The following is a 24985-nucleotide window of genomic DNA, read 5'->3' on the forward strand; positions in this document are numbered from 1 at the left end:
TGCACGCCGGAGGTTGACGGAACACGCGTTCACATGGCGGGGCGGATTCCGAAAAATTACAGGCCCTTCTTCAAAGGATTCACGCAATCGAACACAATCCTGCCGGCGCAGTGCCCCCGTGCTTTGACAACACCCCGTATCTTTCTGGCGGATTTTTTCGATGACCGACGTTGCAACCACGAAACGCGTGCTTTCGGGCATTCAGCCCACCGGGCGTCCTCACTGGGGCAACTATTTCGGCGCCATTCGCCAATACATCGCGTTGCAGGAAGAGAACGACGGGTTCTATTTCATCGCCGATTTGCACGCCTTGACGTCGGTCCGCGATGCGGCCCAACTGCGGCAAAACGTGATCGACATCGCCTTGGATCTGTTGGCATTGGGATTGGATCCGAAAAAAGCGACGCTGTTCGTCCAGTCCCATGTCCCCGAAGTCAGCCAATTGTGCTGGATCCTGTTGAGCGGCACTCCGATGGGATTGCTGCAACGCTGTGTGGCCTACAAGGAGAAGGTCGACAAGGGGATCCCGGCCGATGCGGGTCTATTCACTTACCCGGTGCTGCAAGCGGCAGACATTTTGGCCTTTGACAGCCAGCTGGTGCCGGTTGGTGCCGACCAGGTGCAGCACATTGAGGTCTGCCGCGACATCGCCGGCCGCTTCAATCACCATTACGGCGAGACGTTCGTGATGCCCAAGGCCAACGTGTTGGACGACAGCGCCAAGGTGCCGGGAACCGACGGCGAAAAGATGAGCAAGAGCTACGACAACACGTTGCCGTTGTTCGGTGCGGTCAAACCGATTCGCAAGCAGATCATGCGGATCACGACCGACAGCCGTCCGATGGAAGAGCCCAAGGAACCGGTCGGCGACCACCTGTTTGAACTGTACAGCTTGTTCGCCGACCAGGGGCAACGCGACGAGATGGCGGCGATGTATCGTCGCGGCGGATTCGGCTACGGCGAGGTTAAAAAGGCGATTGCCGAGGCGAGCGAAGCTTATTTTGCCGACGCACGGGCGCGGCGGGCGGATTTGGAAAAGAATCTGGATTACGTCCACGAGGTGTTACAAGCCGGCGCCCAACGGGCTCGATCGGTGGCCGCGGAGGTCTTGTTGCGCGCCCAGCGGGCGTCCGGGCTGAAGTAAACTAAAGAGACGTCCACTCCCATCGGGAGTTTCGTCGGGACGTCCTTTTGTCGCCTGGATAACCATCACCATGTCGATCGTCGCCACGGGCACCGAAATCGTTGAAACGGTTCGGATCGCAAAGATGATTGAAACGCACGGGGAACAGTTTCTCGAACGCGTCTATACCGCCGACGAGATTGAATACTGTGTCCAAACCGCCGACGCACCCGGGCACTTCGCCACACGCTGGGCAGCCAAGGAGGCGGTCATGAAGGCGCTGCATTGCCGTCGTCGCGGTGTCCGCTGGAACGAGATCGAAGTCGTCGTGCGTCCCGGTGCCGGGCACGAGATCGTGTTGAGCGGAAACGCGTTGCAGTGCGCCAGCGAAAACGACATCGCGCTGTTGCACCTGAGCGTTTCCGCCTGCCGCACCCACGCCGTCGCCCACGTCATCGCCGAATCGTGATGTAGGATCACAGGACCGCGTCACGCCATGCGGAATTGAATCGAACTCAACCAGGCACCGCCGGCATGTGTGTCGGATGCTTGGTTTCCAGGCTCGGGACGTGAAATCTATTGCTGGTGCATTTCACGTCGGGAGGCGTTGCGCGAATCAATGACACCACAAATCGTGCTACGGTAGCACGCCAGCGGCGTGTCACAACAAAGCTTGGGGTCGCGATAGCGCACCCCAAGATCCGACGTACCAAGCCCGGCAACCCCAGCGGGGTTGAACAACACGCGCCGCCCAAGTCGCGCGAGCGTTTCGCGGTCCGTTCACAATGCGTTGTTTGTTGAACCCCGATGGGGTTCCGATTCTCACTGTTTCCAGGCCCCGGGGTGCGCTTCGCGACCCCGGGCTGTGTTGTGTCACCGCTCTGCGGTGGAAGTCGGGCGTCACTGCCGTAACAGTTGTTGATACTTTTCGATCTGTTGATGCAGATGCCACTGGTCGGGCTCGTCCAACAGGCAGGCTGATTCGATCGCCAACGCCTGGTCGGTTCGGCCCAGCAGGTGCAAGACCTCGGCCAACGTGTCGCGAAAGATCACGCTGTCGGGCTCCAGCATGACGGCCCGCTCGGACAGCCCGAGGGCTTCGTCGAGTCTTCGCTGGTTCATCGCCGCGGTCCAGGCCAGGTTGTTCAGCGCCGTGGCATCGCCTGGGAAACGGTTGACGTGCTCGAGCCCCCGATCGACCAGTCGATCGAAGGCCGAATCGGCCAGCGGTTGCAAACCGGCTTTTCGAAGTTCGGGCAACATCCGCTCGCCGTAATCGATGTTCAACGGATCGAAGGATTCGATTTCCGCGATCGCCTGGCGGGCCAGCGACTCGTCGCCGGTCTCGATGGCCTGTTGCAGGAACGTCTTTCGAACACTGAGCGGGACGCTGATAAACGCGGTGTCGTGGTACATCGTCGTCTTTAAGATGCCCAGCACGGCCAGATCACTCCATTTGACCGCGTCGTCGGCTGAAATCTGCAACGCATCCAGGGCATCGGGGTTGGTTTCTTTCAAGTCATCGATCACGCCAACGTAGGTGACCGCGACGCGAAAGAAGTCCGGCGAATCCTCGCCGCCGAAACTGGCCAGCACGATCAGATCGCGCAAGACTTCGGCGGCCAGTTCGTGCTGGCCCACCTCGCGCAAATGATCTGCCAGTTCTTTGCGAAAGCCCATCGACGGACTGGTCAGCATCAAACGCAATCGGCTTTCGAGCTGGTCGGCGATCTGGCGATGCCCGGCGCGTTTGGCCAGGATCCAGCTGCCGACGACGGACTTTGCATACGACAAACCATGATCGACGGTGATCAGCGCGTTGGCCGCGGTGTACTGTGCCGATCGATCGGCGACGCGTTGCCAAAGCCGCGTCGCCGCGCGGTGGTCCCCCTGCTGCGTTTTCGTTTCCGCCGCCGTGATCAACGCGTCCAGCTCGTCGGCGCGCGTCAACACTTCCAACCCTTGCTCGGCGAGATCGACTTGCCCCTGGCGGACCAGCATGTCGATGATGTCCAAGTCCAGTGAGACCTGTTCGACTTGATAGGTCCGGCCACCGCTGCGTTTGATTTGTTCATCATGCAGCAACGAATCCAACAGGGCTTGATAGTCCTCGGGATCGTCGAACGGCTCGGGTGGCTTGCCGCGGAACAATTGAAAGGTGATGCGAAATCGATCGCGGAAATCGGCAGCCGGGCGGACCAATTTGATCCGATCGAGCACCTTGCGGAACGCATCGAATTCGGTGTTCAGCGCCCGCGCGACGATCGCTTGGGTTCGCTGGGTCACCGCGTTTTCACCCGGCGCGGCGGCAACGTCCATCATCCAATCAAAGCGATTGATCAAATCCAATTCGACAAGCGTTTGCTCACGAAGTGACGCGCCGTAGGGAGACACGATGACTTGGCGTGGCGTCAGACGGCGATAAATCTGCCAGGCGTGTCGCGTGTCGCCGGTGTTGACCAGCAGCCTTGCCAGGGCGTACAGACGTTCCATCGACGGGGCGATCGATCCGGTCGGCAAATTCGCCTGATCGGTGTACGCGTCACTGATCCAGTCGTCCAGGTCGCTGTCGATCCGATCGAGTGGAAACCCGCAGAGCTGTTCGGCGCGTCGATAGCGGGAGGCGGCACAGGCCACCTTCGCCGCGGCCGCGCGGTCGACGGCGGCCATCACGTCGATGGCCTGATCGACGCTGCCGTGCATCGCCAACGCCCGCCAGCGGATGTTCCAGACCATCTCCGACTCGCCGGGCTCGGGCGCCGTTAGCCGCGACTTGGCCAAATCAAAGCGGGCTTGATCACCGGTGTGTGACGTTGCGGCCAAGCCCCAGGCATTCGCTTCGACGCGTTCTTCGTGCGTCGCCGCGGTGTCCGCCAACTCAAACGCCCGGTCGGCGATCTCTTGCCAGCGATCACCCAGCATCCGTGCGATTCGCAACAACACCGGATCGCCGGTTTGACGCGCGTGATCAATCGATGCTTCAACGTCGCCACGCAACATCGCAAACAACGCCAAACAAATCTCTCGCTCAGCAGGGCTCCAAAGCGACGCCGCCGAGGGCAGTGGATCGGCACCGCCAGACGACTCGTCGGGGGCGATGCCCAGGTAGCGTTTCAAGTCTCGACAGGCGGCCGCAACGTTGCGGTCGATGGCGACCGCGTCGAGCAACCTCAGCAAGTCCGCTTCGGTTCCCTGGGCATATGCCTTGTCACAGTAATACGGGTAGCGTTGCGAAAGTAGCGTGACAACACGTTGTTTGATCTGATCAAACTCGATCGTTCCCGCCGATTCTTCGACCGCGACCAACACGGCATCAAACGCGCCTTGTTCGAGCACCGAGGCCAGCGCCGACGGGCTGCCGCGGTCGAGCAGAAGTTCCGCCGGCCCCTTGGCGACACCGGGCAAGGACGCGCTGCGCCACTGTTTCAGGATCCAGGCGGCTCGCTCGGCGACTTCGGGGTCGGCGTCGCGGGCCGCATCCTGAACGGCCTGACGCGATTGCGTTCGCAACCGCCACATCTCCAGCGTCGCCCGTTGGCGATCGACGTAACGATCCCGCGCCAGGTTTTCCGGCTGATCGAGATTGGGGATCGGATCGGACGCCCCTGGTTGCACGTTGTCGGCGACGGTGGGAGGACCGGGCGGCGTTTTCGCCAGCGGCGTTTGCCCCCGGACAGTCGCGAGCGGCGGGACGGTCACGGAGAGAACGGCGGCCAACAGGGCCAGCGTGCCGGTGGCGACGCGTCCCGGCCGGAAACTCCGATTCGAATTCCGCAAACGCTGGTGTTCCATGTCAACCATTGTTCTCAGTTGGAAGTGAATGAGCCGCATGCTGCGGCACGTTTTGCCTGACTGCTCCGCTTCAAATTTGCCGCGGCCAATGCACGGCGTTTTCATCCACCGCGGGGGCGCGGTTGCTCTGGTATGATTTGACGGCATCCATCATAACAGATGGCCCCCCAATCTCTCAGGAGATCATTCTCTCAGGAGATCATTCCCACCCCGTTTCCGCTTTCTATCGCTGCTAGAGGAATCCCACCATGCGGTCGTTTCGAATCGCGTTTGTTTTTTTTGCCACCGCGACCGCGTCGCTGGCCGCCCCTTCCATCGCGACGGCCGACGATCCCGTTTCGTGGCCGCAATGGCGTGGCGGCATGCAAAACGGAGTCGCCGCGGGAGAATCGTATCCGACCAAGTGGGGTGAGAAATCCGGGATCGCCTGGAAGGCGGAATTGTCGGGGCTGGGCGGCAGCACCCCGGTCATCGCCGATTCCAAGGCCTTTTTGACGGCGGGGACCGACGGACAAAACACCCTGTTTGCGATCGATGTCCAAAGTGGCCAGACGCTCTGGAGCACGGCCCTGGGCAAAGATCGCGGCAACAAGCACCGCAAGGGCGGCGGCAGCAATCCCTCGGCGGTCACCGATGGCGATGCCGTGTACGCGTATTTTCGCAGCGGCGATTTGGCCAGTGTCGACATGGAAGGAAACGTCCGCTGGCAGGTCAATTTGCAAGAGAAATTCGGCGAGGACACCCTGTGGTGGGACCTTGGTTCCAGCCCCACGTTGATCAACAACCTGGTCGTCGTCGCGGTCATGCAAACCGGCCCCAGCTATCTGGTCGCCTACGACCGGTCGACCGGCGACTTGGTCTGGAAGGTGGATCGCCAGCTCGGCGCTCCCGAGGAGGCGGCGCAAAGTTACGCCACGCCGATCGCCTTGGAAGACCGCAATCTGATCGCGGTGATGGGCGCCGACCACTTGACGATTCACTCGGCCAGCGACGGTCGCGAACTCGGACGCGTCGGTGGATTCAACCCCGACCAGGAGAAATTCTTTCGATCGATCGCATCCCCCGCGGTCCAAGGGGATCTGGTCGTTTGCCCCTATTCACGCGGCGCGACCGTGACGACCTGCCGAATCAACGACGTGATTGACGGCAAGGGACGCGACAGCATCGTCTGGCACCGCGACGACCTCGGCAGCGACGTGCCGACGCCGGCAATCGACGGCGACCGTGTCTACTTTGCCGGCGACGGCAAGGCGTCCAAGGGCAAGGTGTCGGCGGTCGAGCTGGAAACCGGAAAAACCCTGTGGACCGTGCAACTGCCCAAATCCCGCATCGGATTCAGCAGTTCGCCGCTGGTCGCCGGAAATCACTTGTACGTCACCGGCGAAGACGCCACGACCTACGTGATCGGACCGCTGGATTCCGACACCCCCGACGTCGTCCAGACCAACCGGGTGGCCGACAACGAGCCCTACACCGTTGCCAGCCCCGTGCCGGTCGAAGGCGGCCTGCTACAACGCACCCGTCACGCGCTGTACCGGATCGGCGAGTGATCACCGGCGGAGGTCCGTGGGCAGGTTTTGGTGGGATAGGCTTCCAGCCTGTCGCGGTCGGAGTACGACGTCCTTTCGAGACGCGCAGTGTCCCATGAGCGACAGCCCGGAAGGACCATCATCGTACAAACAAAAGTCTACCCCGCGGTGGCCTCGCGTTGACGCGCGGCTTCGTAGAGAAACACGGCGGCGGAAACCGAAGCGTTCAGGCTGTCGACGGTTCCCGCCATCGGGATGCGAATCGCATCGACGGCCGACTGCGGGTCGCTCTGCCAGCGATCCCCCAACCCGTACGCTTCGCTGCCGATGACGATCGCCACAGGCCCGGTCAAATCCGCTTGCCACAACGGCCGTGAGGATTCGACCCGGGCGGCACACAAGCGGTAGCCGCGAGCAGACAACCATGACCTGGCGTCCGCTTCATCGGCCGTCGCCGAGGGTACCGAAAACACCGCGCCCAAACTGTTGCGAATCGCGTTGGGATTGAAGCGGTCCGCGGCGGCCGGGCACAGGATGACCGCGTCCGCACCGGCCGCATCGGCACAGCGAAACGCGGCCCCGATGTTGCCCGGTTTTTCAATCTGGTCGAGCACCAGGATCAACCCGGAGTCGGGCAGTCGCAATTCGGCCAGGCCCCAGCGGGGCGCCGCAAATTCGGCAACCACGCCACGCTCGGATTGGCCGTAGGCGATTTTTTGCATCACCGCGGTGCTGACGCCGACCAAGGCCCCGCCCGCGGCATCGATGACGAATCGTTCGGCGCCCGATTGCGGGCTGGCTGTTTGCGGGCTGGCCGATTGCCCAGCGTCCGCCGCGGCGCCGCGGTCGCCGGCAACATAGATCCCCAACGGATCCAGCCCCGCCTGGATCGCCTGCTGCGTCTCACGCCAACCGTCGACCAGGATGCGGCCGGATTTGCGACGGGCGCGGTTGTCGCGCATTTTGACCAGACGCTTGACGGTCGGATTATGAAGGCTGGTCAGCAAGGGTCGGGGTCAGGAAAGCAGAGGGCGAACGAAGAAGACGGCTGGAATCGGTCGAAACAGCCTGAATCGAGCGAATTGACGCGGGCATCCGGGTGTGCCAAGGTGCACCGCGAAGATACTATCACGGATTCCCCGCGACGACAGGGCAAGCCGCCGGCTGAACGAGCGCCGGGGCCAAGATCGGATACGAGCAACCGGATGGATGATGAACGATTCAACAACGACCACATCAACCGCGTCGACTTCGGCCGCGATCCAGTGCACGCCGGTGCAGGGCTGGTCGGACCGCCGAGCGTTTCTGAACCTTGAACGCGAGCTCTACAAGGGCGACCCCAACTGGGTCACGCCGCTGTGGAGTGAACGAAAGCAGTTGTGCGGATTCGGATCGCACCCGTTTTACAACGATGCGGACAGCCGTGCGTTCCTGGCCCGAAAAAACGGCCGTGTCGTCGGACGGGTCGTCGCGATCATCAACCACGCCCACAACCGGCACTACGACGAAAAACGGGGCTTCTTCGGATTCTTCGAATGCATCAACGACGCCGAAGTCAGTCGCTGTTTGTTCGACGCGGCGGCCGACTGGTTGCGCGACCAAGGGATGACCGACGTCCGCGGCCCGGTCAATCCGAGCCTGAATTACGAAGTCGGACTGCTGGTCGATGGCTTCGACACGCCGCCCACGTTTTTGATCCCCTACAACCACGCCTACTACGGCGACTTGATCGAGGCGTGCGGGTTTGAAAAGTGCCAGGACGTTTTTTGCTACGACGCCACGATCGACCAATTGGCCACGGTCGACCCCAAGTTGAAATTCGTGATCGATGAATCCACACGGCGATTCAACGTCACCTGTCGCCCCATCGATCGCTCTCGTTTTGACGAAGACGTCCAAGCTTTTTTACGGATCTACAACGAATCACTGCAGCGGACCTGGGGCTATGTCCCGATGAGCCATGAGGAGTTGGTGCATCAGTCCAAACAGTTGAAATTGTTGATCGTTCCCGAGTTGACCAGCATCGCGGAGATCGACGGCGAGCCGGTCGGGGCGGGATTCGGATTGCTGGACTTCAACCAATTGCTGATCAAAATGAACGGCCACTTGCTGCCCTTCGGATGGCTGAAACTGTGGCTGGGAAAACGCAAGATCGACCGTCTGAGGCTGGTCAGCACGAACGTCCTGCCCAAGTACCAAAGCTGGGGGCTGGGGCTGGTGACGCTGGCCCGGATCCTGCCCGATGCGCTCGAGTTTGGGATCCGCACCGGCGAGTTTTCCTGGGTGCTGGAAAGCAACCGGCTCTCGCGAGGGACGATCGAACGCGGCGGGGCGAAAAAGACGAAGACACAACGAATCTACGACCGCAAACTCTGACCCGCTGCGGCCTGCCCCGCTGGAGGTCGTGCGGTTTTTGGATATCACCCTCCCTGGCAGGGAGGGTCGAGCGCAGCGAGGGGAGGGTCGATCGGCGGTGTGCGAGTGCATCCGAGCCACAAGCAACCCTCCCCGCTCCAAGCGCTCACTCCTCCGCGACCCTCCCAATGGGAGGGTGAAGGCGCAAACGGCAGAGCAGAGAGGAGGTAAAAAACCGCACGACCTCTCTGCGCGGGGGCCAATGATCCAGCCCCACGTCTAGCCATCGAGTCGACGACAAATCATACTCGCGGCTCGATCGATCCCTTCCACCCACTTCTCCTTCGATGCCACACCCGTCGACTGCTATGCCACGCGAAACCGTCGTGATCACCGGGGTTGGAATCGTCAGTGCCATCGGCATCGGGCAACAGGATTACTTCGACGCCCTGCTGGAAGGCCGAAACGCGGTCCGGTCGCTGGCCGACCGCACCGACGGCGAGGCGACGCCGGCGCCCGACGAGGCGATCGACGGGGTTTGGATCGGTGCCCCGATCATCGATTTCCAAGCCAAGCAATACGTCAAGCCGCGCAAGGCACTCAAGGTGATGTGCCGCGAAATCCAAACCGCGTTCGCCTCGGCCCAATTGGCCATCGAGCACGCGGGGTTGGCCGATTCGATCCCGGCATCGGATTCCGGTGCCGTCCCCCCGGAAAGGCTCGGCGCGGTCTTCGGCAGCGAGATCTTCTTCAACCCGCCCGAGGAACTGGCCGACGCGATGCGCGGCTGCATCGATGAATCGGGGCAGTTTCACCCGGAACGCTTCGGACAATCTGCCCAACGCGAAGTGATGCCGCTGTGGATGCTGAAGTACCTGCCCAACATGCCGGCCTGCCAGGTCGGGATTTCGCTGAATTCCCAAGGGCCCAACAATTCGCTGGTCCTGGGGGACGTCTCCGGCCCGGCGGCACTGCTGGAGGCCGAGTCGTATTTGAATCGCGGCATCGCCGACGTCGTGCTGGTCGGTGCCACCGGGACGCGGATCGGGTCCACGCGGATGCTGTACCACCGCGATTTACCGGTTCCCAGGCGGGACGGCGGTCCGATCGAAGGCCTGTCGCGCCCCCACGATCCCGAAGCCCCCGGTGTGGTCGGGGGCGAAGGCGCGGGGTCGCTGGTCGTGGAAACCCGACAGCATGCCGAAAAACGCGGCGCCGACGTTTTGGCCACCGTCCTGGCGACGGCCTCGCGGTTCAGCCCCACCGACGCGATTCGCAGCGGCTATCGGGAACCGGAACCGGACGCGGCCCATTCGCGCCAAGCCTCCAACGCGATCGAATTGGCGATCCAAGCGGTGTTGCAGCAGTCCGGATTACCTCCCCAGCAGATCGGGCTGGTCGTCAGCCACGCGGTCGGAGACCGGCAAGTCGATTCCGGAGAGGCGAATGCGCTGGCCGAAACCGGCGTGAGCTGCCCGGTGGTCGCGATTTCCGCCGCATTGGGGCACACCGGCGCGGCATCGGGAGTGCTCGAGCTGGCGACCGGAGCGTTGGCGTTGGCCAAAAAGACGATTCCGCCCACGCGTCACGGCGGCTCGCACCCGGGGATTCATTTCGCAGCGAGCCCGGAGCCGCTGAAATCGCCTTTCGTGCTGTGCCTGTCGCACACCACCGACGGCAGCGCAATGGCGGTGCTGCTGGGCTGAATGGACTCGTCGCCTCGTCCACTACTCGATCGCCAACCTGCAGCAGAATGCTAGTGAGAGTGCTGGGACTTGAACCCAGGACCATTCGATTAAAAGTCGAATGCTCTACCAACTGAGCTACACTCTCATCGCGACGTGGGGGTGTAGCCCGCGTCTTTCTCGTTGACCGCACAACCGCCAATGGATCTAACGGCCAACGAAACATTTTTTTTGGGAGCCTCATGAAGCGAGACTCTCAAGCGGAGCGGACAGGATTTGAACCTGCGGAACGGTTTGACCCGTTCACCGATTTAGCAAACCGGCGCTTTCGACCACTCAGCCACCGCTCCGTACCCACCGTTCTTCGGTGACTCGGTGGGTCTTTCTTGAGGCGAGATTGTGTGGGATAGATCAAATCTTGGCAACCCATCGTTTTGCTTTCTCCGCCCGGAAATAATAGAGATTCAATCCGCAGCCGGGGTTCGGGTGTTTCACCCGGGGAATTCACCCGGGGGTTCTCCGATTCCGATCGTGTTGCGACGGCCATTTCATCCCACCACTCTAGCGGACCGACTCCGCCCCCAAAAAATCAACGGGACACAGATGCAACGATGCTGACGACAATCTCTCACAACGCGATGGCCGCAGAATTTTCGGTGATTCTGGCGAAATCCGACGCGCATCTGGTCGAACCGGCGCTGGAGGCGTTGGAATTGCTCGACCAAATCGAGGCGGATTTGACGGTCTACCAGGACGAAAGCGAAATCTCGCGGGTCAACGCCGCGGCGAGCGATCACCCGGTTTCGGTTTCGGAAAACACGTATCGCCTGCTGCGACGATCGATCGACTGGAGTGAAACGACGGCCGGTGCCTTTGACGTCACCGCCGGGCCCCTGGTCCGCGTTTGGGGGTTCACCCAGCGGCGTGGGCGAAAACCGACGACCGCGGAAGTCCGCGCCGCCGCCGCCAAGGTGGGCTACCGCCATGTGAAACTTGATGACGAGCACCGCTCGGTCGCCTTCGAGTTGCCGGGGATGGAGATCAACTTGGGGGCGATCGGCAAAGGGTTCGCGTTGGACCAGCTGGCCGAGACACTGACCGCGCGGGGGCTGAATAATTTTCTGATTCACGGCGGCGGCAGCAGTGTGATCGCACGGGGGGATCAAGTCTCCGGCAGTCAGGCCACCGGCAACCGGCAGGGCTGGGCCGTGGGAATCTCGCACCCGACCAAGCCCAAGCTGCGATTGGCCGGCATCCGATTGCACAACGAGGCGCTTTCGACCAGCGGTTCGGGAAAACAGTTCTTTCACCACCGCGGCCGACGCTACGGTCACGTGATCGATCCCCGCAGCGGTTTCCCGGCCGGAGACTTGCTGTCATTGACGGCGATTGCCAGCAATGCCACCGACGCCGAAGCGTGCAGCACCGCATTTTTTGTTTGCGGCATCGACGCGATCCGTGCGGCGGTGGCCGCCGACGAAACGCTGCCACGGATGATCGGCGTCCGCGCGAAAAACCGCCAGGACAGCGTGGAAGTCTTGCCCTTTGCGGATTTCGAGTGGGTCGACCCGCCGCTTGATCAAGCGTCGATCTAGAAATCAGTCTGGACGTCGAAAGTGCCGGAATCTTAGAAGGCAGACAAGAGAGTCAAGACGGGAGTGACGCGATGCCGATGTAGCGATCGTGTCGCCCCGGCAGCGTCCCCCCTTTTCCGATCAAGAACGGATTCGACAATATGAATATGAATTTCTTTCAGTGGCTTCGCGATGGAGTGCGTCAGTCGGTCGTGCTGGGCGTCAGCGACGCGGTCGAGCAAATCGGCCTGCCCGAAACGGACCAAGAAGTCCAGCCGACCCTGGCGGCGTTGCTGGGCAACGAATCGACCACCACGACCACGCCGCGCCGCAAATCGACCGCCGCCTCGCGGAAACGCTTGGGCAAGTCGCTCAAAGACATGAACCCGTCCAAATGATCCACTCGGCGGGGTGTCATTTCACCGGAACGTACACTTCTGTCACCAGCTCCTCTGGCGGAGTGTTCTCGGAGCTGCTGGTATAAATTTCCACGCCGGGCAAGGATCGATTGTCCTTGTGCTTGCCGGCGCGCAGATTCTGATACGCCGCCGCCCAGGCGTTGCCCAGGTGGTCGTAGCGGCCGATGTGGGTGACGTGCATCGCACGAAATCGCGGAATGGATCGGGCGACCAGACCGGGCGGCGCCGGCGTGCCTTCGGCAACGGCCAATCCGCTGAAGTACGAGAGCGATTGGGTTTTGAAGTTCATGTCGTCATAGACGGACATCCAGCGGCCATCGCACGCAACGCCGGCCTCGGAAAGGCTGGTCTGGACCTGCCGGATCGTTTCTTCCATCGCGGGCCCGATGTCCGCCAAGGTCGTGTCGGCCGAGCGTCCCAACAGCATGCAGGGCTGGAATTCATCGATTCCATTGACGACGGTCTTTGACGCGACGCTGCCTGTTTCGACCATCTCCTTGAACATCCGCAAGCCGCGGTCGAAATCCATGTTCATCAGCGACACCATCATCGACTTCATCCAGAACATGAAGAACGGCAACTTGCCGGTCATGTGCCAACGCACCCGCGTCACTTCCTGACCGTCTTCGTCGCGACTCTTCTTGACTTCGAATTCCACCTTGGACTGGGATTTCCAAGGACGGAAGAATCGCAAGTCGGCGTGCATCGTGCCGACCGATTGAACCGACGAGGGCGGGTGGAGTTCCCGATGCTCCATCTGGCCGGCTCCCACCACCGGACCGTCCCAGCTGTAGCCGCCGCCGACCGCCGTCGGGTCGCCGTTGATCGTGACCGTTGCGTCTTTGTCGGCCAGCAACCATGGAGACCATGTTTTCCAGGTCGCAAAATCGGTCAGCTTGGTGAACACGGTTTCGGGGTCGCTGTGGACCGGGATGGTTCGCGAGACGGTGAACGCGGGCATGGCGGGAACTCTTGGGGCGCGCTGGGCGAATGGTCACGACGGTCGTCAGTTTAACATGCCGGATTATGCGTGATTTGGACGTGGCCGGCGGGAGGACGAACGGCAAGGGGCAAAACAATGGGGGCAAAACAATGGGAGACAGACTGATGGGAGACAGACTGATGGGAGGCAGTCTGATGGGAGGCAGACTGATGGGAGGCAGACTGATACGGGGCAGAATGATGGGGGAGCGGCGGGGACGGCGGCACGGTGCAGTAGCTACGCTCGCCAGAGCGTGGACGACACGACAGCACCACCTTCTGGCGAAGGTAGCGACGGTTGACCGGTAACGCAGTGCAGTCAGGAGGCGGGGCGATTGCGGCGGTTCCTGAACCACTGGGCAAACCGCGTCCAAACCTTTTTTGGCATCCGTCCGGTGATCAGTTCTTCGGTCCAGGTTTCTCGGGTGGAGTCGAAGTTGTGCCAAGCGGCTTCCAGATAAGGTTCCGACGACACCGAGAGTGTTTCGTAGAATCCCTTTTCGCTGATCGCGGTCAGCGCGTCGCCGTAGTGGGAAAAGAAGTGCTCGTCGACCAAACTTCCGGCGACGCGAACGGTCGACAGGGCGCCGCGGGTGGAAAGCGAAAGCCGATCGATGGCGAACATCGTCATGGTGGTGCTGACGTCCCAGATGCCGACATGTGCTTTTCCCGCGGCGTCTTCCATCTCATTCCACATCCGCTTGATCTCGCTTTGTGGAATCAACTTCCGCGGGTCCACGTTCTGAATCTCGCGAGTGATTTGCGAGATCGTTTCGGTCATCGCATCCACACTCATCGGCGGTGCGTTGGCGGCCGTGGAGGCCCGCGCGCCAGTCTTTTCGAGCGCATCGACCAAGTCCGAGACATGGTCGATGCTGGAGGTTTCGTCGATGATTCCTTCGCGTTTGAGTTCTTCGCTCAACCGTTTCAGGTAATGGCTCGATCCGTAGGCGACGTCATTAAAAACGGCCAAGACGGTGATCGGAGACAGGTGCAGCGTCGCCGCACCGGCCAAGTCCAGCAGCCCACCGACCGCTTTCTGCGCCAACTGGGCTTCCTCGGCATCCGCGGCGACGGCATTGGGGTTTTCGACACCGCCGACGTCATGAATCATCATGTCAAGCGCCTGCTGGACGAACGCCGAATAGGTCTTGGAGGATCGGAAGGCGGCCGGGATCAACCAGCCGGCCGTCTCGTTGACCAAACCGCCGACCACCGCCGACGCACTCCGCGCCGTACGCTCAGGCAGCGACAACCCATACGTCAGCGTTCCCAACAGCGATCCGGAGTCGACGTCCGCCGGCTCGGATGTGGCGCCGCCGTGCTCGCAGGCAGGGTTCCCCGGGACAGGGTTTTCAGAAACTGAAGGAGACTCAGGGTTGGTCATCGGTCGCCGTGCGGTGAGGTGGACTAAGGTACCACGACACCTGCGACAAGCCGGATCAGCGGTACATCTTCGGTTGAAATGATTTTCCCGATCGCCGCACATCGTGATCCGACGGGCAGGTCAAGTTGGTTTGGCAAACGGACGTCGATTCGCGTCCCATCGCTGAGTTCAAAATACGTTTCCGTGTTCTCCGTTTTCAACTCTCCGATCAATAACATCCCGTCCGTTTGCCGTCGTCCCCAGTCGATCCACTCGCCGCACAGCGGTTCGAGTTGCTGGAGCGCCGGTGATGAGGCCAACGAATCCAGCAGCCGCGCCACGCAGGGACTCTCACCGGCGAGTTCCGAGCTGCCGACCTGGGCGACGGCTCGATAGGCCCGCAATCTTGCCAACACGTCTTCCCGTGCCGACGTTCCTTCCGACCGATCGGACTGCAATCGCCCGATCAACTCGCCTGCCCGTTCACATCCGTTGATCAAGTCGGGGCTGTCGACGCGCGAAGCCTCGCGTTCAGGACGGTCGGGTTCATCGACAGCCAGCTCGGCAGTCTCAGGCTCGGCAGTCTCAGGCTCGGCAGTTTCAGGCTCGGCAGTTTCAGGCTCGGCAGTTTCAGGCTCGGCAGTTTCAGGCTCGGCAGTTTCAGGCTCGGCAGTTTCAGGCTCGGGCGTATCTACTTCAGGAACGCTGACTTCAGGGGCCGAGACCGGCGGCGACTCGGGCGCATGATCTGGCGACCTTTCCGGAGATCTTTCCGGCGATGGAACGTTGATTTTGGGGAGCTCCGATTCGGGAGCACCGGAGTCATGCGACTGCGATGCCGACTCGGAGTGCAGCGACTCGGAGTGCAGCGGCTCGGAGTGCAGCGGCTCGATGGCAGATTCGGCGCTGGTCTGCAAAATCGCATCCGCCGATGGCGGCTGGTGGGGGAACGACAGCGTTGCACTGTTGAGCAGCGCCGCCTCACGCTCGGCCGCCTCTTGCGGCGGTTGACGATTTCGCTGCTCCCACTGCCGCTTCGCCCGCATCGCGATGGTCACCGCCGAGGACTGCTCCGATTCGGCGTCCGACTCTTTTGCCTCTTTTGCGATCGTTTCCCCGGTTTGCTTGAGTCCCTCGAGCATTTGATCGATGCTCGGCAATTCCGGCTGCGAATCGTCTTCCACATCGCGATCGGGCTGAAACAGACCGGCAACAATCTCTTCCGGCGTGTTCGTTCCGCTGTCTCCTTGGCCGGCTTCGCCAAGCTCCGGTTCGACCTCCGGCTCATCGATCGCCAGATTGTCCTCCGCCGCCGAACCGGCATCGACCAGAACGCGACCGGCCGGGGGACGCGCGGCAGCGGAAGCCTCATCGGAGGTTCGCGGACCGTGATCGGCCGTCGATGGTGACGCCGAGGCGACTTCCTCGTCAGATCGGCGAAAGAAATCCAGCCCGAAGCTGAACCCCGACACGTACAAGATCGCAGCGATGATCGGCAATGCGACCAGTGTCGGCGAAGCGATCTTCAACAAGCGGATGGAGTCGCGTTGCCGACGCCCCCACTGATGACGCTCGTAATACGACCGGTCGTCATCGACCAACGGCACCTTCCTCCGTTCGGGTTGGTCACCGAACTCATCAAGCTCGTCTGCCGCATTGAACTCCTCGTCGTCATGATCACCGAAGACATCGGCATCGGAGATCGGATCCTGGGGCTCCCAGGCTTCGGGCGACTCACAGGGAAGTTCGGTCGGATCCGACGAAGGTGACGTTTGCGCCTGGCCGACCGAAAACGCATCCTCGTCGATGCCGATTTGGGAGATCCCGGAATGCGAGGGCGATTCGTCGAATTCGATTTCGGCATCCAGATCAATCTCGTCGTCGGATTCCGCATCGCTGTCCAGACCGGCGTCAACGCCGACGCCCCGATCCACCGCCCCTTCTTTAATGCCAGCTTCGTCATCCACCGCCGGTGCCGCGGCAATGGCGGGCTCACTGGCTGTGGGCTGACTGGCTGCTGCATCTCCCAGCCCTGTCACATCGACGACCGTTCCGTCGGCGCGCAACACGGTTGCCAGCGGCGGAAGTTGCTCCAACCAGCGATCGGCAGCCAACGTCTGGCGACACGCCGGACACTGAACCAAACTTTCGGCGGGCAAATCAGCGGCCGGCAAACGAGCGAGCCGGCCACATTGGGGACAAGAAACGGAAGTCATTGAGAGCTCGGGATAAGATTGGCGACACCAAATTCTAACCCGATCGTCGGCAATTCCCAGCGCCGAGCGCCCCGAAGGAGTAGGCGCCCCCCCCAATGCGCACACGAGTGCACTGCGGCCGCACGGAGAGTCGCCGTGTTCTCCGAACTCGGCGACCGAAACCCAACAGAGCGTTGGCCCCCTAACCGCGGCCGATCCGTTTCACCAGGGACCGCGTCGAAAACACCACCGCGGCGGCCCCCACCAAAGCGAACATCCCCCAGACAGCACCACCGGACTGCGGCCGGTCCAGGTCCCCACCCTCTGAACTGCCCACTGGCCTGCCCGACGGTTCGTCCACTTGTTCGTGATCGGCGCGTCCCGGCGGAATGACCAGCGGTTCGGCGGCCTGGGACGTGGTCGCGTCAGACACCACGACCTGGGCACCGAGCACCTGTTGCCAATTGACATCGAGCAACAGATCGACGCCGGGATTGAGCGCTTTGACACTGCAGCTGCATTCACCGAACAGGTAGTTACATGCGGTGACGACGGAATGCTGGCCGAACGACGTCGCCGAAAGCGGTTCGATCATGCGCCCCCGTCCGAACACCGGAATCATGCAGGGCTTGGCGACCAAATCCGCGATCCCGTCAATCATCGCACGAAGGGCTAATTCGTCCTGATCGTCAACGGGCAAGACGGCGATGGTGAACTTGACTTGAAGCGGGATGTCACAGCGCAGCACGTCGTCCATCGATGCACTCGGGTCTTCCTTCAACACCGCGGCGGCATCCTTTCTTCGGATCACACCCTCGGGCAGCGAAACGGTTTTTTCCGCAAGTTCCAGGGCCGCCGAAAGCTGGGCGTGGAATTCGGCGTTCTGCTGGTCGTCCTCGCCTTCAACCAGAACCCATACGGCCGAGACGCCGCTGCGGAGATCGTCAACGATCTGTGTGCGCAGCGGTGACTGCCGCCAACGCAGCACGTTCTCGGTCGTCAACGGGCCTGACCAACATGATCGCCGAGTCCCCGAATCACGCTCCGGATAGAACACCTGCAACCGCGGAACCTCTTCGGTGCTGTCCAAGCCTTCGACCGACCAAAGCTCCGCTTCGGACAACGTTGACAAATCGACGACTTCGACATCCAGGTTGGCCGAGGATTCATCGAGGGACTTCAATTGGTTCAGCGCCGCTTCAGTTGCATCATCGGGCTTGCCATCGATGATCGCGACCATGGTGTAATGGTCGGCGGGCCAGCGTTCAAGCGCATAGCGGAACACGGGAACCTTGCAGGCACGCACACCGGTCGTGGAGACCAGGCATCCGAGCAAAAAACCGGCCGACAGGATCAACGTGCGTCTCATTCGGCCGATTCAAAAGCGTAGATGTGTCCCCGTCCCGTGCTGACGAACAAACGTCCCGCGGCAACGGCCAAGCCATGTGCGATTCCGTCCACGGCATGCTTCCAACGCAACTCGCCCGTTTGGGGTGAATAGGCGCGGACTTCGTTGTCCAGCCCGAGGATGACGGCGTCGGCGGTTTTGATCAATCCCTTGGGCGCGGGACAATCGACCTGCCATTGCCAAGCCTGGTCTTGCCGTTTCTGGGCCGCCTCATAAGCCGCCTTGGCTTTCTGCTTGACCGCTGCGTCGGTGATTTTGTCATCAGCGAGGATTGCTCGATGTTTTGCCGCATCGATCTGTGCCTGGACATAGCGGGATCGGACCAGCATGCGGAGCGTTCCTCCGCTGTGGATCCAGGCATGGTCGCCGTCGACCAGGATGCGATTGGTGCCGCTGAACGTTGCCAACCGCTGGCGGCTGCGGCCGTCGGCGATCCGCATCTGGTTGTCAGCTTCCTTTTGGTGTTGGGGTCCGGCCAACAGCATTTCGTCTTCGGTCAAGACACAGAACACGCCCCCGGCTTCACCGATCGCACCGAGACTTTCTCCGTCGCCGAGATCATACGACAGCGGTGCGGCGCGGCCTTGGGGGACATAAATCCTGTCACTTGACGCCAGCAACGCTCCTTGCAGTGTGACGCCTTCGGCCACCGTCTGGAAACAACCGTCACCCTCGACGCTGCCGTCGTCGCAATCGACTTTCCACAGGTACGATTCATTCCAGGGAACCAGTGACGCGCCAAAGATTGCTTTGCCGTCTTGAACGAGGACTCCCGTGCGTACAGGCCACATCGAAATGATCTTTCGGTTGCTGGTCACCATGCGGTTATTCGGCGACGCGCAACGCTTCCAAATCAGTTCACCGGTCTGCCGGTCACAGCAATACACGAACCCGTCGTCGGAGCCGAAGTACGCCCTGCCGCGATCGATCGTCGGCGGAAAACGCACCGCGGAATTGGTGAAGTGCAGCCAGCGTTCGGTTCCGCTGGATGCGTCCAGGGCGTGCACGGCGTCGTCGACCGACGAACCGAAATACACCAGATCCTCCGCCGCAGTGACAAAGAAGCAGGGATCAAAGTTGCGCATCGATTGCAAACCGCTGTTGCCGGAGTAGGCGTCCCATTTGGCGGGGCCGGTCCAAGCGGTCTGCGGAGCTTGCGGGGAGCGTCGGACCCACGCTTGCCGTAGCGGAAACCCCAGCGACTCGCTCGTGACGCCGCTGCGCCGGGCATCGTGTCGATAGGTCGGCCAATTTTCAGCCGACGCCTTTTCGGTGGACAACCAAACCGCGGGGATCACCAGTGCGATCAGACAAATTCGACGGCCGTTCATTTCACATCTCCTTGATCAACCACGGGTGCAAATCCGATCGAAGTTTCCATCCAGCCGCCGCACGAGCAACCGCCTCCGCCTTCGGGCGAAAACAGCATCCCTTGGGCCGGGATCGTACTCAGCCAACAACTCGGACGCAGCCGTGTGAACTCGCTGGTGCTGTCGTTTTCGAGAGACCAAAGCGTCAAGGGCCCCGTCCCGCCGCGGTAGATGACCGAGTTGCCGGCGCCGATCGGCGTGGCACACCCGCGTCGTTTGCCGAGTGTGCCCGACTTTAGAACGCTGCCGTCGGATGCGTCCAGGATGTGGGGCTGGACCATCAGTTTTCCGTTCATCAAGACGGCATGTTGGATGTGGGCGCTGTGGTGGTCTTCGGGCCAATCGACCGATTGATCCCAGCGTGTCCGACCGTCGTTGGCATCCAGTGACACAAAGTGGAACTGGCTTTTGCCGGAGGTCTGCAAAACAAACTGCTGGTCGTCGGCGATTCCGAAACTGATGATCGCCTCGTGGTCTTGGGGCGGAACCTTGGATTTCCACAACTGTTTTCCGCTGTGCAGATCCAGGCAGACGACCGACGCGGCGTGCCAGATCCTGGAATTAACCAGCTTTCCCGTCTCGGAATCTTGTAGCGACGGGTCGTCGACTTGGACGAAGTAAATCTGGTCTCCATGAATCGTGATCGTCGAATGAACGATCGCATCGGCGTGGTGCTCCCACTGGATGCTGCCGTAATCTTTGTCATAGGCGGCGATGGATTTTCCGCAGACCTTGGCGGTCGCGGCATCATCCTTTCCGTCGTACCAGGCGGCCTTGTCCCAAAACGTGGAATACGCGCTTCCTTGTTTTACGGCCGTTCCGACGACATGGTTGTCCGTGACCGCGACGTAGCCCCATTCGCAATCGTCTTGGCGTTCACTCGGAAGCAGCATCGTGCGTTTCATTTCGCCCGTTGCGGCATCGATCACCCACAGCCGATCTTTGACCGCGGCAAACACATGGGACTCATCGGCACACCAATTGGCCGAATCACGCGGGATGTTCACGCGACGCAGGTCCGGAATCTCCATCGACCACAGGACGGCGCCGTTGAACGCATCGACGGCGATCATGCGGTTCATCCCTTGATGAAACAGCCGGCCGCCGACGGCCAGGGGAGCCGGCATCCGTGGGTTGCGGTCGATGCCGAAATCCGCGCCGGGTTTGCCGATCCATTTCACTTCCAGGTCGGCGGTGTTGTCGACTCCGCCCAACATCTCGCCCGAATAAGACGCGTTGGCCGCCGATCCGTACTGGTGCCCCCAGGCGGCCAGATCGGGCTGCTCGGCTCGGCGGCCGATCATCACTTCGGCGCCGAGCCGCTGCCACGTGAATCCCTCCGGTTGAGCGGTCCCGCCGAGTTTGACGACTTGGCCGAGCGGTGCCAAACGTCCGATCGCAGCGTCGAAATCTTCGTCGCGGACGATCACCAAGTTGGCGACCGAGGGTGGCAGATCCGACGCCTGCTGGACGGTCAGCCGGGTTCCATACTTGCCCTCGGCATACCAGCGTCGGCGGAGCGATTCCTGCGTGTTCGGATTCCGAGTCGATAGCACGACGGTCATCGAAGTTTCGGCGGCGACCGATTCAGCCCATTCCGGATCGACGCCCTCGACGACCACCGCATAACCGCCCGGTTGCCGCAGTTGTTCGAGGACGCTTTGACAACCGTCAACCGATTCCGATGCCCGGATCGGCGCCGGCGTGTAATTCATGTGGCCTTCGAGCTGATAGATCTCGCTGAACAGCCGCTTGCCTTGCCGCCGAACGCCGATTCGATACCAGTAGTCTTGACCGAATTGAAGGTTGTCGATGACAACGCGATGGTACGTGCCGGCCGACTCGGACGCGATCACGCTGCCGAGTTTCCGGGTCGGTCCGTAGGCCAGCGCCGAAGCCCCCGCGATGTTCGATTGCCAACAAAACTCCGCGGACGTCGGCGTGAGAAAGCGGACGCTGGGGCTGACTTCCAACGAATCCGGCGAGGCTGTCGGTGCCTCAACCGTCGTTTCCGCGCCCATCGACGGTGCCCCCAGCACCACGCCGATTGCGAGGACAAAAACGAAATCAAAGAATCGTTGAGAGTCCCGATCAAAGAATGGTGTGCCCATCAAGTTCGCCCACAGTTTCGACTGACGAATGAAAAACAATATTGGTGACGATCACCACAACGCCTTGCCCATCGTATCCGATCGGCTTCTCGCCGGATGCGATTGCCACGCTATTGATCAACTTTCATTCCGGCAAGCCCATCGATTCCAAATCGCGTCTTGTTTACTTCGATGATGATATGACTTTCATCAATTCTTGATCTTCGCCGCCGCACAACCTTCGTGCGTGTCGAAACAATGTGTCGCACGGTGATTGCACCATCGTCACGTCGGCGATGCGGCGAAGCAAACAAACATCCAACGACGTCATCGGATTTGGGAATTTCCACCACGCGAACGCCACGCTCATCTGCCCGAAAAATGGACTCGGGGCTCGTCAAGATTGCCGTCTTGATCCAGGCTTCGAACAACTTTAGCCGCAGAATCATTCTCGGTGCTTCGGCCTACAGTCGGCTGCACGGCGGCTGGGATTTCCTGTACCCGGCGACGTCGACCAATGGGCTGCAATTCCCCAAGGGCGAGGTCGCGTTGCCCGAGGGCTGGGACGGGGACGGAATTCTGTTCCGCTGCACCAGCGACACGCTGTGGTCCAAGGTCCAAAATTCCGGCTGCCCTGCTGTCAATGTCTCTTGGCGAGGATTGAAATATGACCAGTCGGTCAGCGTCGTCGCGGACCCGGCAAAGTGTGGCGAAATGGTCGCCAGCTACATCGCCTCGAAACAATTTCAAGTGTTCGGTTACGTCGGGGTTCCTCATTGGCAAGGCTATCCGTCGCAGTTGTTCGATACGATCCAAAACATCCTGGGCCCCGACTTGATCGTGTTTGAGTTTCCTGACAAGAAGAAGTATCGCACGGTCTTGCGTCAAAAACTTTGCAGGTGGGTCAGGGAGTTGCCAAAGCCGATCGGAATCGTGACCTGGTCGACCGACCAAGCCAGGATCTTGATTTCGATTTGTTTAAGCCAGGGCATCTCCGTTCCCAACGACGTCTCGATCGTCACCTGCGAGTACGATGAACTGTCCGCCGCGCTCGCGCCGATTTCGATTTCCGGTGTCTTTCAAAACCCCAACCAGGTCGGCTTCGAGGCCGCTCAAACACTGCATGGGATGATGTCAGGCCAATCCTCAGCACCTCCGATCGGCCTGGTTCCACCGGTCGATGTGATCGAGCGTGAATCATCCAAAGTCGTTGCGTTTTATGATGATTTTACTCAGAACTGTTTGCGGTTGATCGACCACCATCTGGCCCACGGAATCAACGCGACGAAGCTGGCCAGCGAGATGGATGTTTCCCGGCGGACACTGGAAATCAAACTCTCGCGCACGTTGGACCGGTCTCCCTCCGCCGTCATCGACGAATTCAAGGTCCGGAAAGCCAAACGGTTGTTGTCCGACACCAATCTGTTCCTCGACGATATTGCACGACGCACAGGATTTTCTTCGCCGTCGGCGTTCACAAGGTTCTTCAAACGCCACTTGGGGTGTGCGCCGAGCGAGTATCGCAGCGTGCATGTGTCAGGAGACTTCGGAATCGCCTAAAGGCGCAACACCAGTGCTAGTACGCGGTCTCTTGTTTCCAAACCACCAACACGGTTTTGAACAGGATCTTCAAATCCAGCCACAGCGACCAGCGGCGGATGTATTGATGATCCCATTGGATCCGCTGTTCCATCTTTTCGATCGTTTCCGTCTCGCCGCGACATCCGTTGACTTGGGCCAATCCGGTGATGCCCGGTTTGACTTTGTGCCGCAACATGTAACCGCGGATCTGCCCGCGGTACTGTTCGTTGTGAGCGGTCGCGTGCGGCCGCGGTCCGACCAGCGACATCGAGCCTTCGATCACGTTGAACAATTGCGGCAACTCGTCCAAACTCGTCTTGCGCAAGATCGCGCCCAGCTTGGTAATCCTCGGGTCACCCTTGGTCGCTTGCTTGACGACCGGTCCGTTGTCGCAGGTTCGCATCGAACGGAACTTCCACACCAGGATTTCTTTGCCGTCCAATCCATAGCGTTTTTGGCGAAAGAAGATCGGGCCCTTGCTGGTCAGTTTGACGGCGATCGCGATCAATGTCATCGGGATCGCTGCGATCAGCAGTGCGGCCAAGGCGATCGTGACATCGGCGATCCGTTTCAGCACGCCGTCGACGCCGAACAGCGGGTTTTCGAACACGCTGACCGCCGGCAATCCACCCATGTTGGTCCAGCGAGAATGCAGCAATTCAAACACGAAAAAGTCCGGGACGATGTAAACCGAGACGGTCGAATCGCTCAGTTGGTCCAGCAGGTACCGGATCCGGTCTTCGGCGCGCATCGGCAAGGTCACCATCACGGTATCAATTTGACCGCCACGACATTGCTCGACCAGTTCCGACAGGTTGCCCGCCAGCGTCGCGCTGTCTTCCGCGTCCGCTTCGGGTCCGAGGTTGTCTTTCATGTCCGAGACGGACTGCGTCGGGCGGTCTTCGACACGGTCGTCAAAGAAGCCCACCAGGTTGAATCCCAATGCGGGTTCGGCGTCGATGTTCTTGGCGGTTTGTCGGCCGAGTGTGTTCAGTCCGGCGATCGCAACCCGACGTGTTCCGTATCCGCGGCGCTTGGCCGATTGCTGAATGATCCGCAGCAGCATCCTGGACAGTGCGACCATCATCGGTGCGATGACCGCCCAGATGAACATCAAGCTGCGGGCAAACACCTCGCCATAACGAGTGGCAAATCCGATCACGGTCAATGACATCACGGTCATCACCCAGGTGACCATGATCGCGGTGATTTCGTCATTGGCGTTGCCACGGTCACGCGTCCGTGACACACCGGTGATCTTCGACAGGATCAAAAAGATGATCACGGCCAGTAGCCCCAGGACCATCCCCGCATCGTCCATCCAGCCGCGGGCCACCTGTTTCACCACGTACAGCGATCCCAGGATGGAAATCGCGTCCAGGGTCGGCTGCAACAAATCCAGGGAGTGGCGTTCACCGGCGATCGGCGAACGTTTATCGAAAGAACTCTCAGGCATCGAGGTGTGGGGCGTCAAAGGAGCGGCGTGCAGGAACGAGACCCGGGCCCGAGTCTCCGCC

The 24985-nt window shown here is 61.0% G+C and carries 17 protein-coding genes and 2 tRNA genes; 8 read left to right on the forward strand and 11 right to left on the reverse strand.

The genetic code is table 11. From position 1 onward, the window contains the following. The first annotated feature begins 160 nt into the window (after positions 1–160). Together trpS and acpS are read left to right on the forward strand one after the other, a co-directional pair. Entirely contained in the window at positions 161–1144 is a 984-nt protein-coding gene (trpS, locus tag H1B37_RS15560) for a tryptophan--tRNA ligase (RefSeq protein WP_182867585.1), read from the forward strand. Positions 1145–1214: 70 nt separating this feature from the next. Beyond that, positions 1215–1592 carry a holo-ACP synthase gene (gene acpS / locus H1B37_RS15565; protein WP_145389560.1) on the forward strand — a complete coding sequence of 126 codons (378 nt, stop codon included), beginning with the start codon at positions 1215–1217 and terminating at the stop codon, positions 1590–1592. Between the two features lie 431 nt (positions 1593–2023). Here acpS and H1B37_RS15570 read toward each other — a convergent pair whose 3' ends face one another. Then, complete coding sequence (locus H1B37_RS15570) at positions 2024–4915, reverse strand: hypothetical protein (protein ID WP_182867586.1); 2892 nt, start codon at positions 4913–4915, stop codon at positions 2024–2026. A 248-nt stretch (positions 4916–5163) separates the two neighbouring features. Between H1B37_RS15570 and H1B37_RS15575 the strand changes: the two genes are divergently transcribed. Continuing rightward, complete coding sequence (locus tag H1B37_RS15575) at positions 5164–6465, forward strand: outer membrane protein assembly factor BamB family protein (RefSeq protein ID WP_182867587.1); 1302 nt, start codon at positions 5164–5166, stop codon at positions 6463–6465. 137 nt (positions 6466–6602) lie between these two features. Here the strand turns inward: H1B37_RS15575 and H1B37_RS15580 are convergent, their stop codons facing one another. Next, positions 6603–7451, reverse strand: coding sequence for a TrmH family RNA methyltransferase (locus H1B37_RS15580; protein ID WP_286177795.1), 849 nt, complete (start codon positions 7449–7451; stop codon positions 6603–6605). Positions 7452–7653: 202 nt separating this feature from the next. Here H1B37_RS15580 and H1B37_RS15585 point away from each other — a divergent pair, with 202 nt between their 5' ends. Both H1B37_RS15585 and H1B37_RS15590 read left to right on the forward strand, forming a co-directional pair. Then, positions 7654–8820: a GNAT family N-acetyltransferase gene (locus H1B37_RS15585; RefSeq protein ID WP_286177797.1), complete on the forward strand. Its 1167-nt coding sequence runs from the start codon at positions 7654–7656 to the stop codon at positions 8818–8820. A 347-nt stretch (positions 8821–9167) separates the two neighbouring features. Continuing rightward, positions 9168–10505 (forward strand): beta-ketoacyl-[acyl-carrier-protein] synthase family protein, encoded by a 1338-nt coding sequence (locus tag H1B37_RS15590; protein ID WP_182867588.1) that lies wholly within the window; start codon positions 9168–9170, stop codon positions 10503–10505. A 54-nt stretch (positions 10506–10559) separates the two neighbouring features. On the opposite strand, the gene H1B37_RS15595 is transcribed toward H1B37_RS15590, so the two are convergent. Continuing rightward, positions 10560–10632 (reverse strand) — tRNA-Lys (locus H1B37_RS15595). Between the two features lie 113 nt (positions 10633–10745). After that, positions 10746–10834: transfer RNA gene (locus H1B37_RS15600), tRNA-Ser, on the reverse strand. A gap of 261 nt (positions 10835–11095) precedes the next feature. On the opposite strand from H1B37_RS15600, the gene H1B37_RS15605 reads away from it, so the two are divergent. Together H1B37_RS15605 and H1B37_RS15610 are read left to right on the forward strand one after the other, a co-directional pair. After that, the gene (locus H1B37_RS15605; protein WP_182867589.1) at positions 11096–12079 is read left to right on the forward strand and encodes an FAD:protein FMN transferase; all 984 of its coding nucleotides are present in this window, start codon (positions 11096–11098) and stop codon (positions 12077–12079) included. 140 nt (positions 12080–12219) lie between these two features. Then, positions 12220–12456: a hypothetical protein gene (locus tag H1B37_RS15610; RefSeq protein ID WP_182867590.1), complete on the forward strand. Its 237-nt coding sequence runs from the start codon at positions 12220–12222 to the stop codon at positions 12454–12456. Between the two features lie 16 nt (positions 12457–12472). Here H1B37_RS15610 and H1B37_RS15615 read toward each other — a convergent pair whose 3' ends face one another. The 6 genes from H1B37_RS15615 to H1B37_RS15640 form a co-directional block, all read right to left on the reverse strand. Next, positions 12473–13438 (reverse strand): SRPBCC family protein, encoded by a 966-nt coding sequence (locus H1B37_RS15615; protein WP_182867591.1) that lies wholly within the window; start codon positions 13436–13438, stop codon positions 12473–12475. A 339-nt stretch (positions 13439–13777) separates the two neighbouring features. Then, positions 13778–14845 (reverse strand): hypothetical protein, encoded by a 1068-nt coding sequence (locus tag H1B37_RS15620; protein WP_182867592.1) that lies wholly within the window; start codon positions 14843–14845, stop codon positions 13778–13780. Positions 14846–14868: 23 nt separating this feature from the next. Beyond that, positions 14869–17040 (reverse strand): hypothetical protein, encoded by a 2172-nt coding sequence (locus tag H1B37_RS15625; RefSeq protein ID WP_182867593.1) that lies wholly within the window; start codon positions 17038–17040, stop codon positions 14869–14871. 181 nt (positions 17041–17221) lie between these two features. Beyond that, entirely contained in the window at positions 17222–18388 is a 1167-nt protein-coding gene (locus tag H1B37_RS15630) for a hypothetical protein (RefSeq protein WP_182867594.1), read from the reverse strand. After that, positions 18385–19758, reverse strand: coding sequence for an outer membrane protein assembly factor BamB family protein (locus H1B37_RS15635; protein ID WP_182867595.1), 1374 nt, complete (start codon positions 19756–19758; stop codon positions 18385–18387). Before H1B37_RS15635 ends, H1B37_RS15630 begins: the two co-directional genes overlap by 4 nt. After that, positions 19755–21908 (reverse strand): outer membrane protein assembly factor BamB family protein, encoded by a 2154-nt coding sequence (locus H1B37_RS15640; RefSeq protein ID WP_182867596.1) that lies wholly within the window; start codon positions 21906–21908, stop codon positions 19755–19757. The genes H1B37_RS15635 and H1B37_RS15640 overlap by 4 nt, the downstream gene beginning before the upstream one ends. Before the next feature lie 390 nt (positions 21909–22298). Here H1B37_RS15640 and H1B37_RS15650 point away from each other — a divergent pair, with 390 nt between their 5' ends. Further along, positions 22299–23447: a helix-turn-helix domain-containing protein gene (locus tag H1B37_RS15650; RefSeq protein ID WP_182867598.1), complete on the forward strand. Its 1149-nt coding sequence runs from the start codon at positions 22299–22301 to the stop codon at positions 23445–23447. A gap of 16 nt (positions 23448–23463) precedes the next feature. On the opposite strand, the gene H1B37_RS15655 is transcribed toward H1B37_RS15650, so the two are convergent. Then, positions 23464–24924 (reverse strand): undecaprenyl-phosphate glucose phosphotransferase, encoded by a 1461-nt coding sequence (locus H1B37_RS15655; protein WP_182867599.1) that lies wholly within the window; start codon positions 24922–24924, stop codon positions 23464–23466. Positions 24925–24985 lie beyond the last annotated feature (61 nt).

This window comes from Stieleria mannarensis (assembly GCF_014154935.1).
Lineage (GTDB): Bacteria > Planctomycetota > Planctomycetia > Pirellulales > Pirellulaceae > Stieleria > Stieleria mannarensis.

Bases quoted from the DNA above. Each gene is read 5' to 3' on its own strand.
- trpS (WP_182867585.1), top strand. From the start codon at position 161: ATGACCGACGTTGCAACCACGAAACGCGTGCTTTCGGGCATTCAGCCC.
- acpS (WP_145389560.1), top strand. From the start codon at position 1,215: ATGTCGATCGTCGCCACGGGCACCGAAATCGTTGAAACGGTTCGGATC.
- H1B37_RS15570 (WP_182867586.1), bottom strand. From the start codon at position 4,915: ATGGAACACCAGCGTTTGCGGAATTCGAATCGGAGTTTCCGGCCGGGA.
- H1B37_RS15575 (WP_182867587.1), top strand. From the start codon at position 5,164: ATGCGGTCGTTTCGAATCGCGTTTGTTTTTTTTGCCACCGCGACCGCG.
- H1B37_RS15585 (WP_286177797.1), top strand. From the start codon at position 7,654: ATGATGAACGATTCAACAACGACCACATCAACCGCGTCGACTTCGGCC.
- H1B37_RS15590 (WP_182867588.1), top strand. From the start codon at position 9,168: ATGCCACGCGAAACCGTCGTGATCACCGGGGTTGGAATCGTCAGTGCC.
- H1B37_RS15605 (WP_182867589.1), top strand. From the start codon at position 11,096: ATGCTGACGACAATCTCTCACAACGCGATGGCCGCAGAATTTTCGGTG.
- H1B37_RS15610 (WP_182867590.1), top strand. From the start codon at position 12,220: ATGAATATGAATTTCTTTCAGTGGCTTCGCGATGGAGTGCGTCAGTCG.
- H1B37_RS15615 (WP_182867591.1), bottom strand. From the start codon at position 13,438: ATGCCCGCGTTCACCGTCTCGCGAACCATCCCGGTCCACAGCGACCCC.
- H1B37_RS15620 (WP_182867592.1), bottom strand. From the start codon at position 14,845: ATGACCAACCCTGAGTCTCCTTCAGTTTCTGAAAACCCTGTCCCGGGG.
- H1B37_RS15625 (WP_182867593.1), bottom strand. From the start codon at position 17,040: ATGACTTCCGTTTCTTGTCCCCAATGTGGCCGGCTCGCTCGTTTGCCG.
- H1B37_RS15630 (WP_182867594.1), bottom strand. From the start codon at position 18,388: ATGAGACGCACGTTGATCCTGTCGGCCGGTTTTTTGCTCGGATGCCTG.
- H1B37_RS15635 (WP_182867595.1), bottom strand. From the start codon at position 19,758: ATGAACGGCCGTCGAATTTGTCTGATCGCACTGGTGATCCCCGCGGTT.
- H1B37_RS15640 (WP_182867596.1), bottom strand. From the start codon at position 21,908: ATGGGCACACCATTCTTTGATCGGGACTCTCAACGATTCTTTGATTTC.
- H1B37_RS15655 (WP_182867599.1), bottom strand. From the start codon at position 24,924: ATGCCTGAGAGTTCTTTCGATAAACGTTCGCCGATCGCCGGTGAACGC.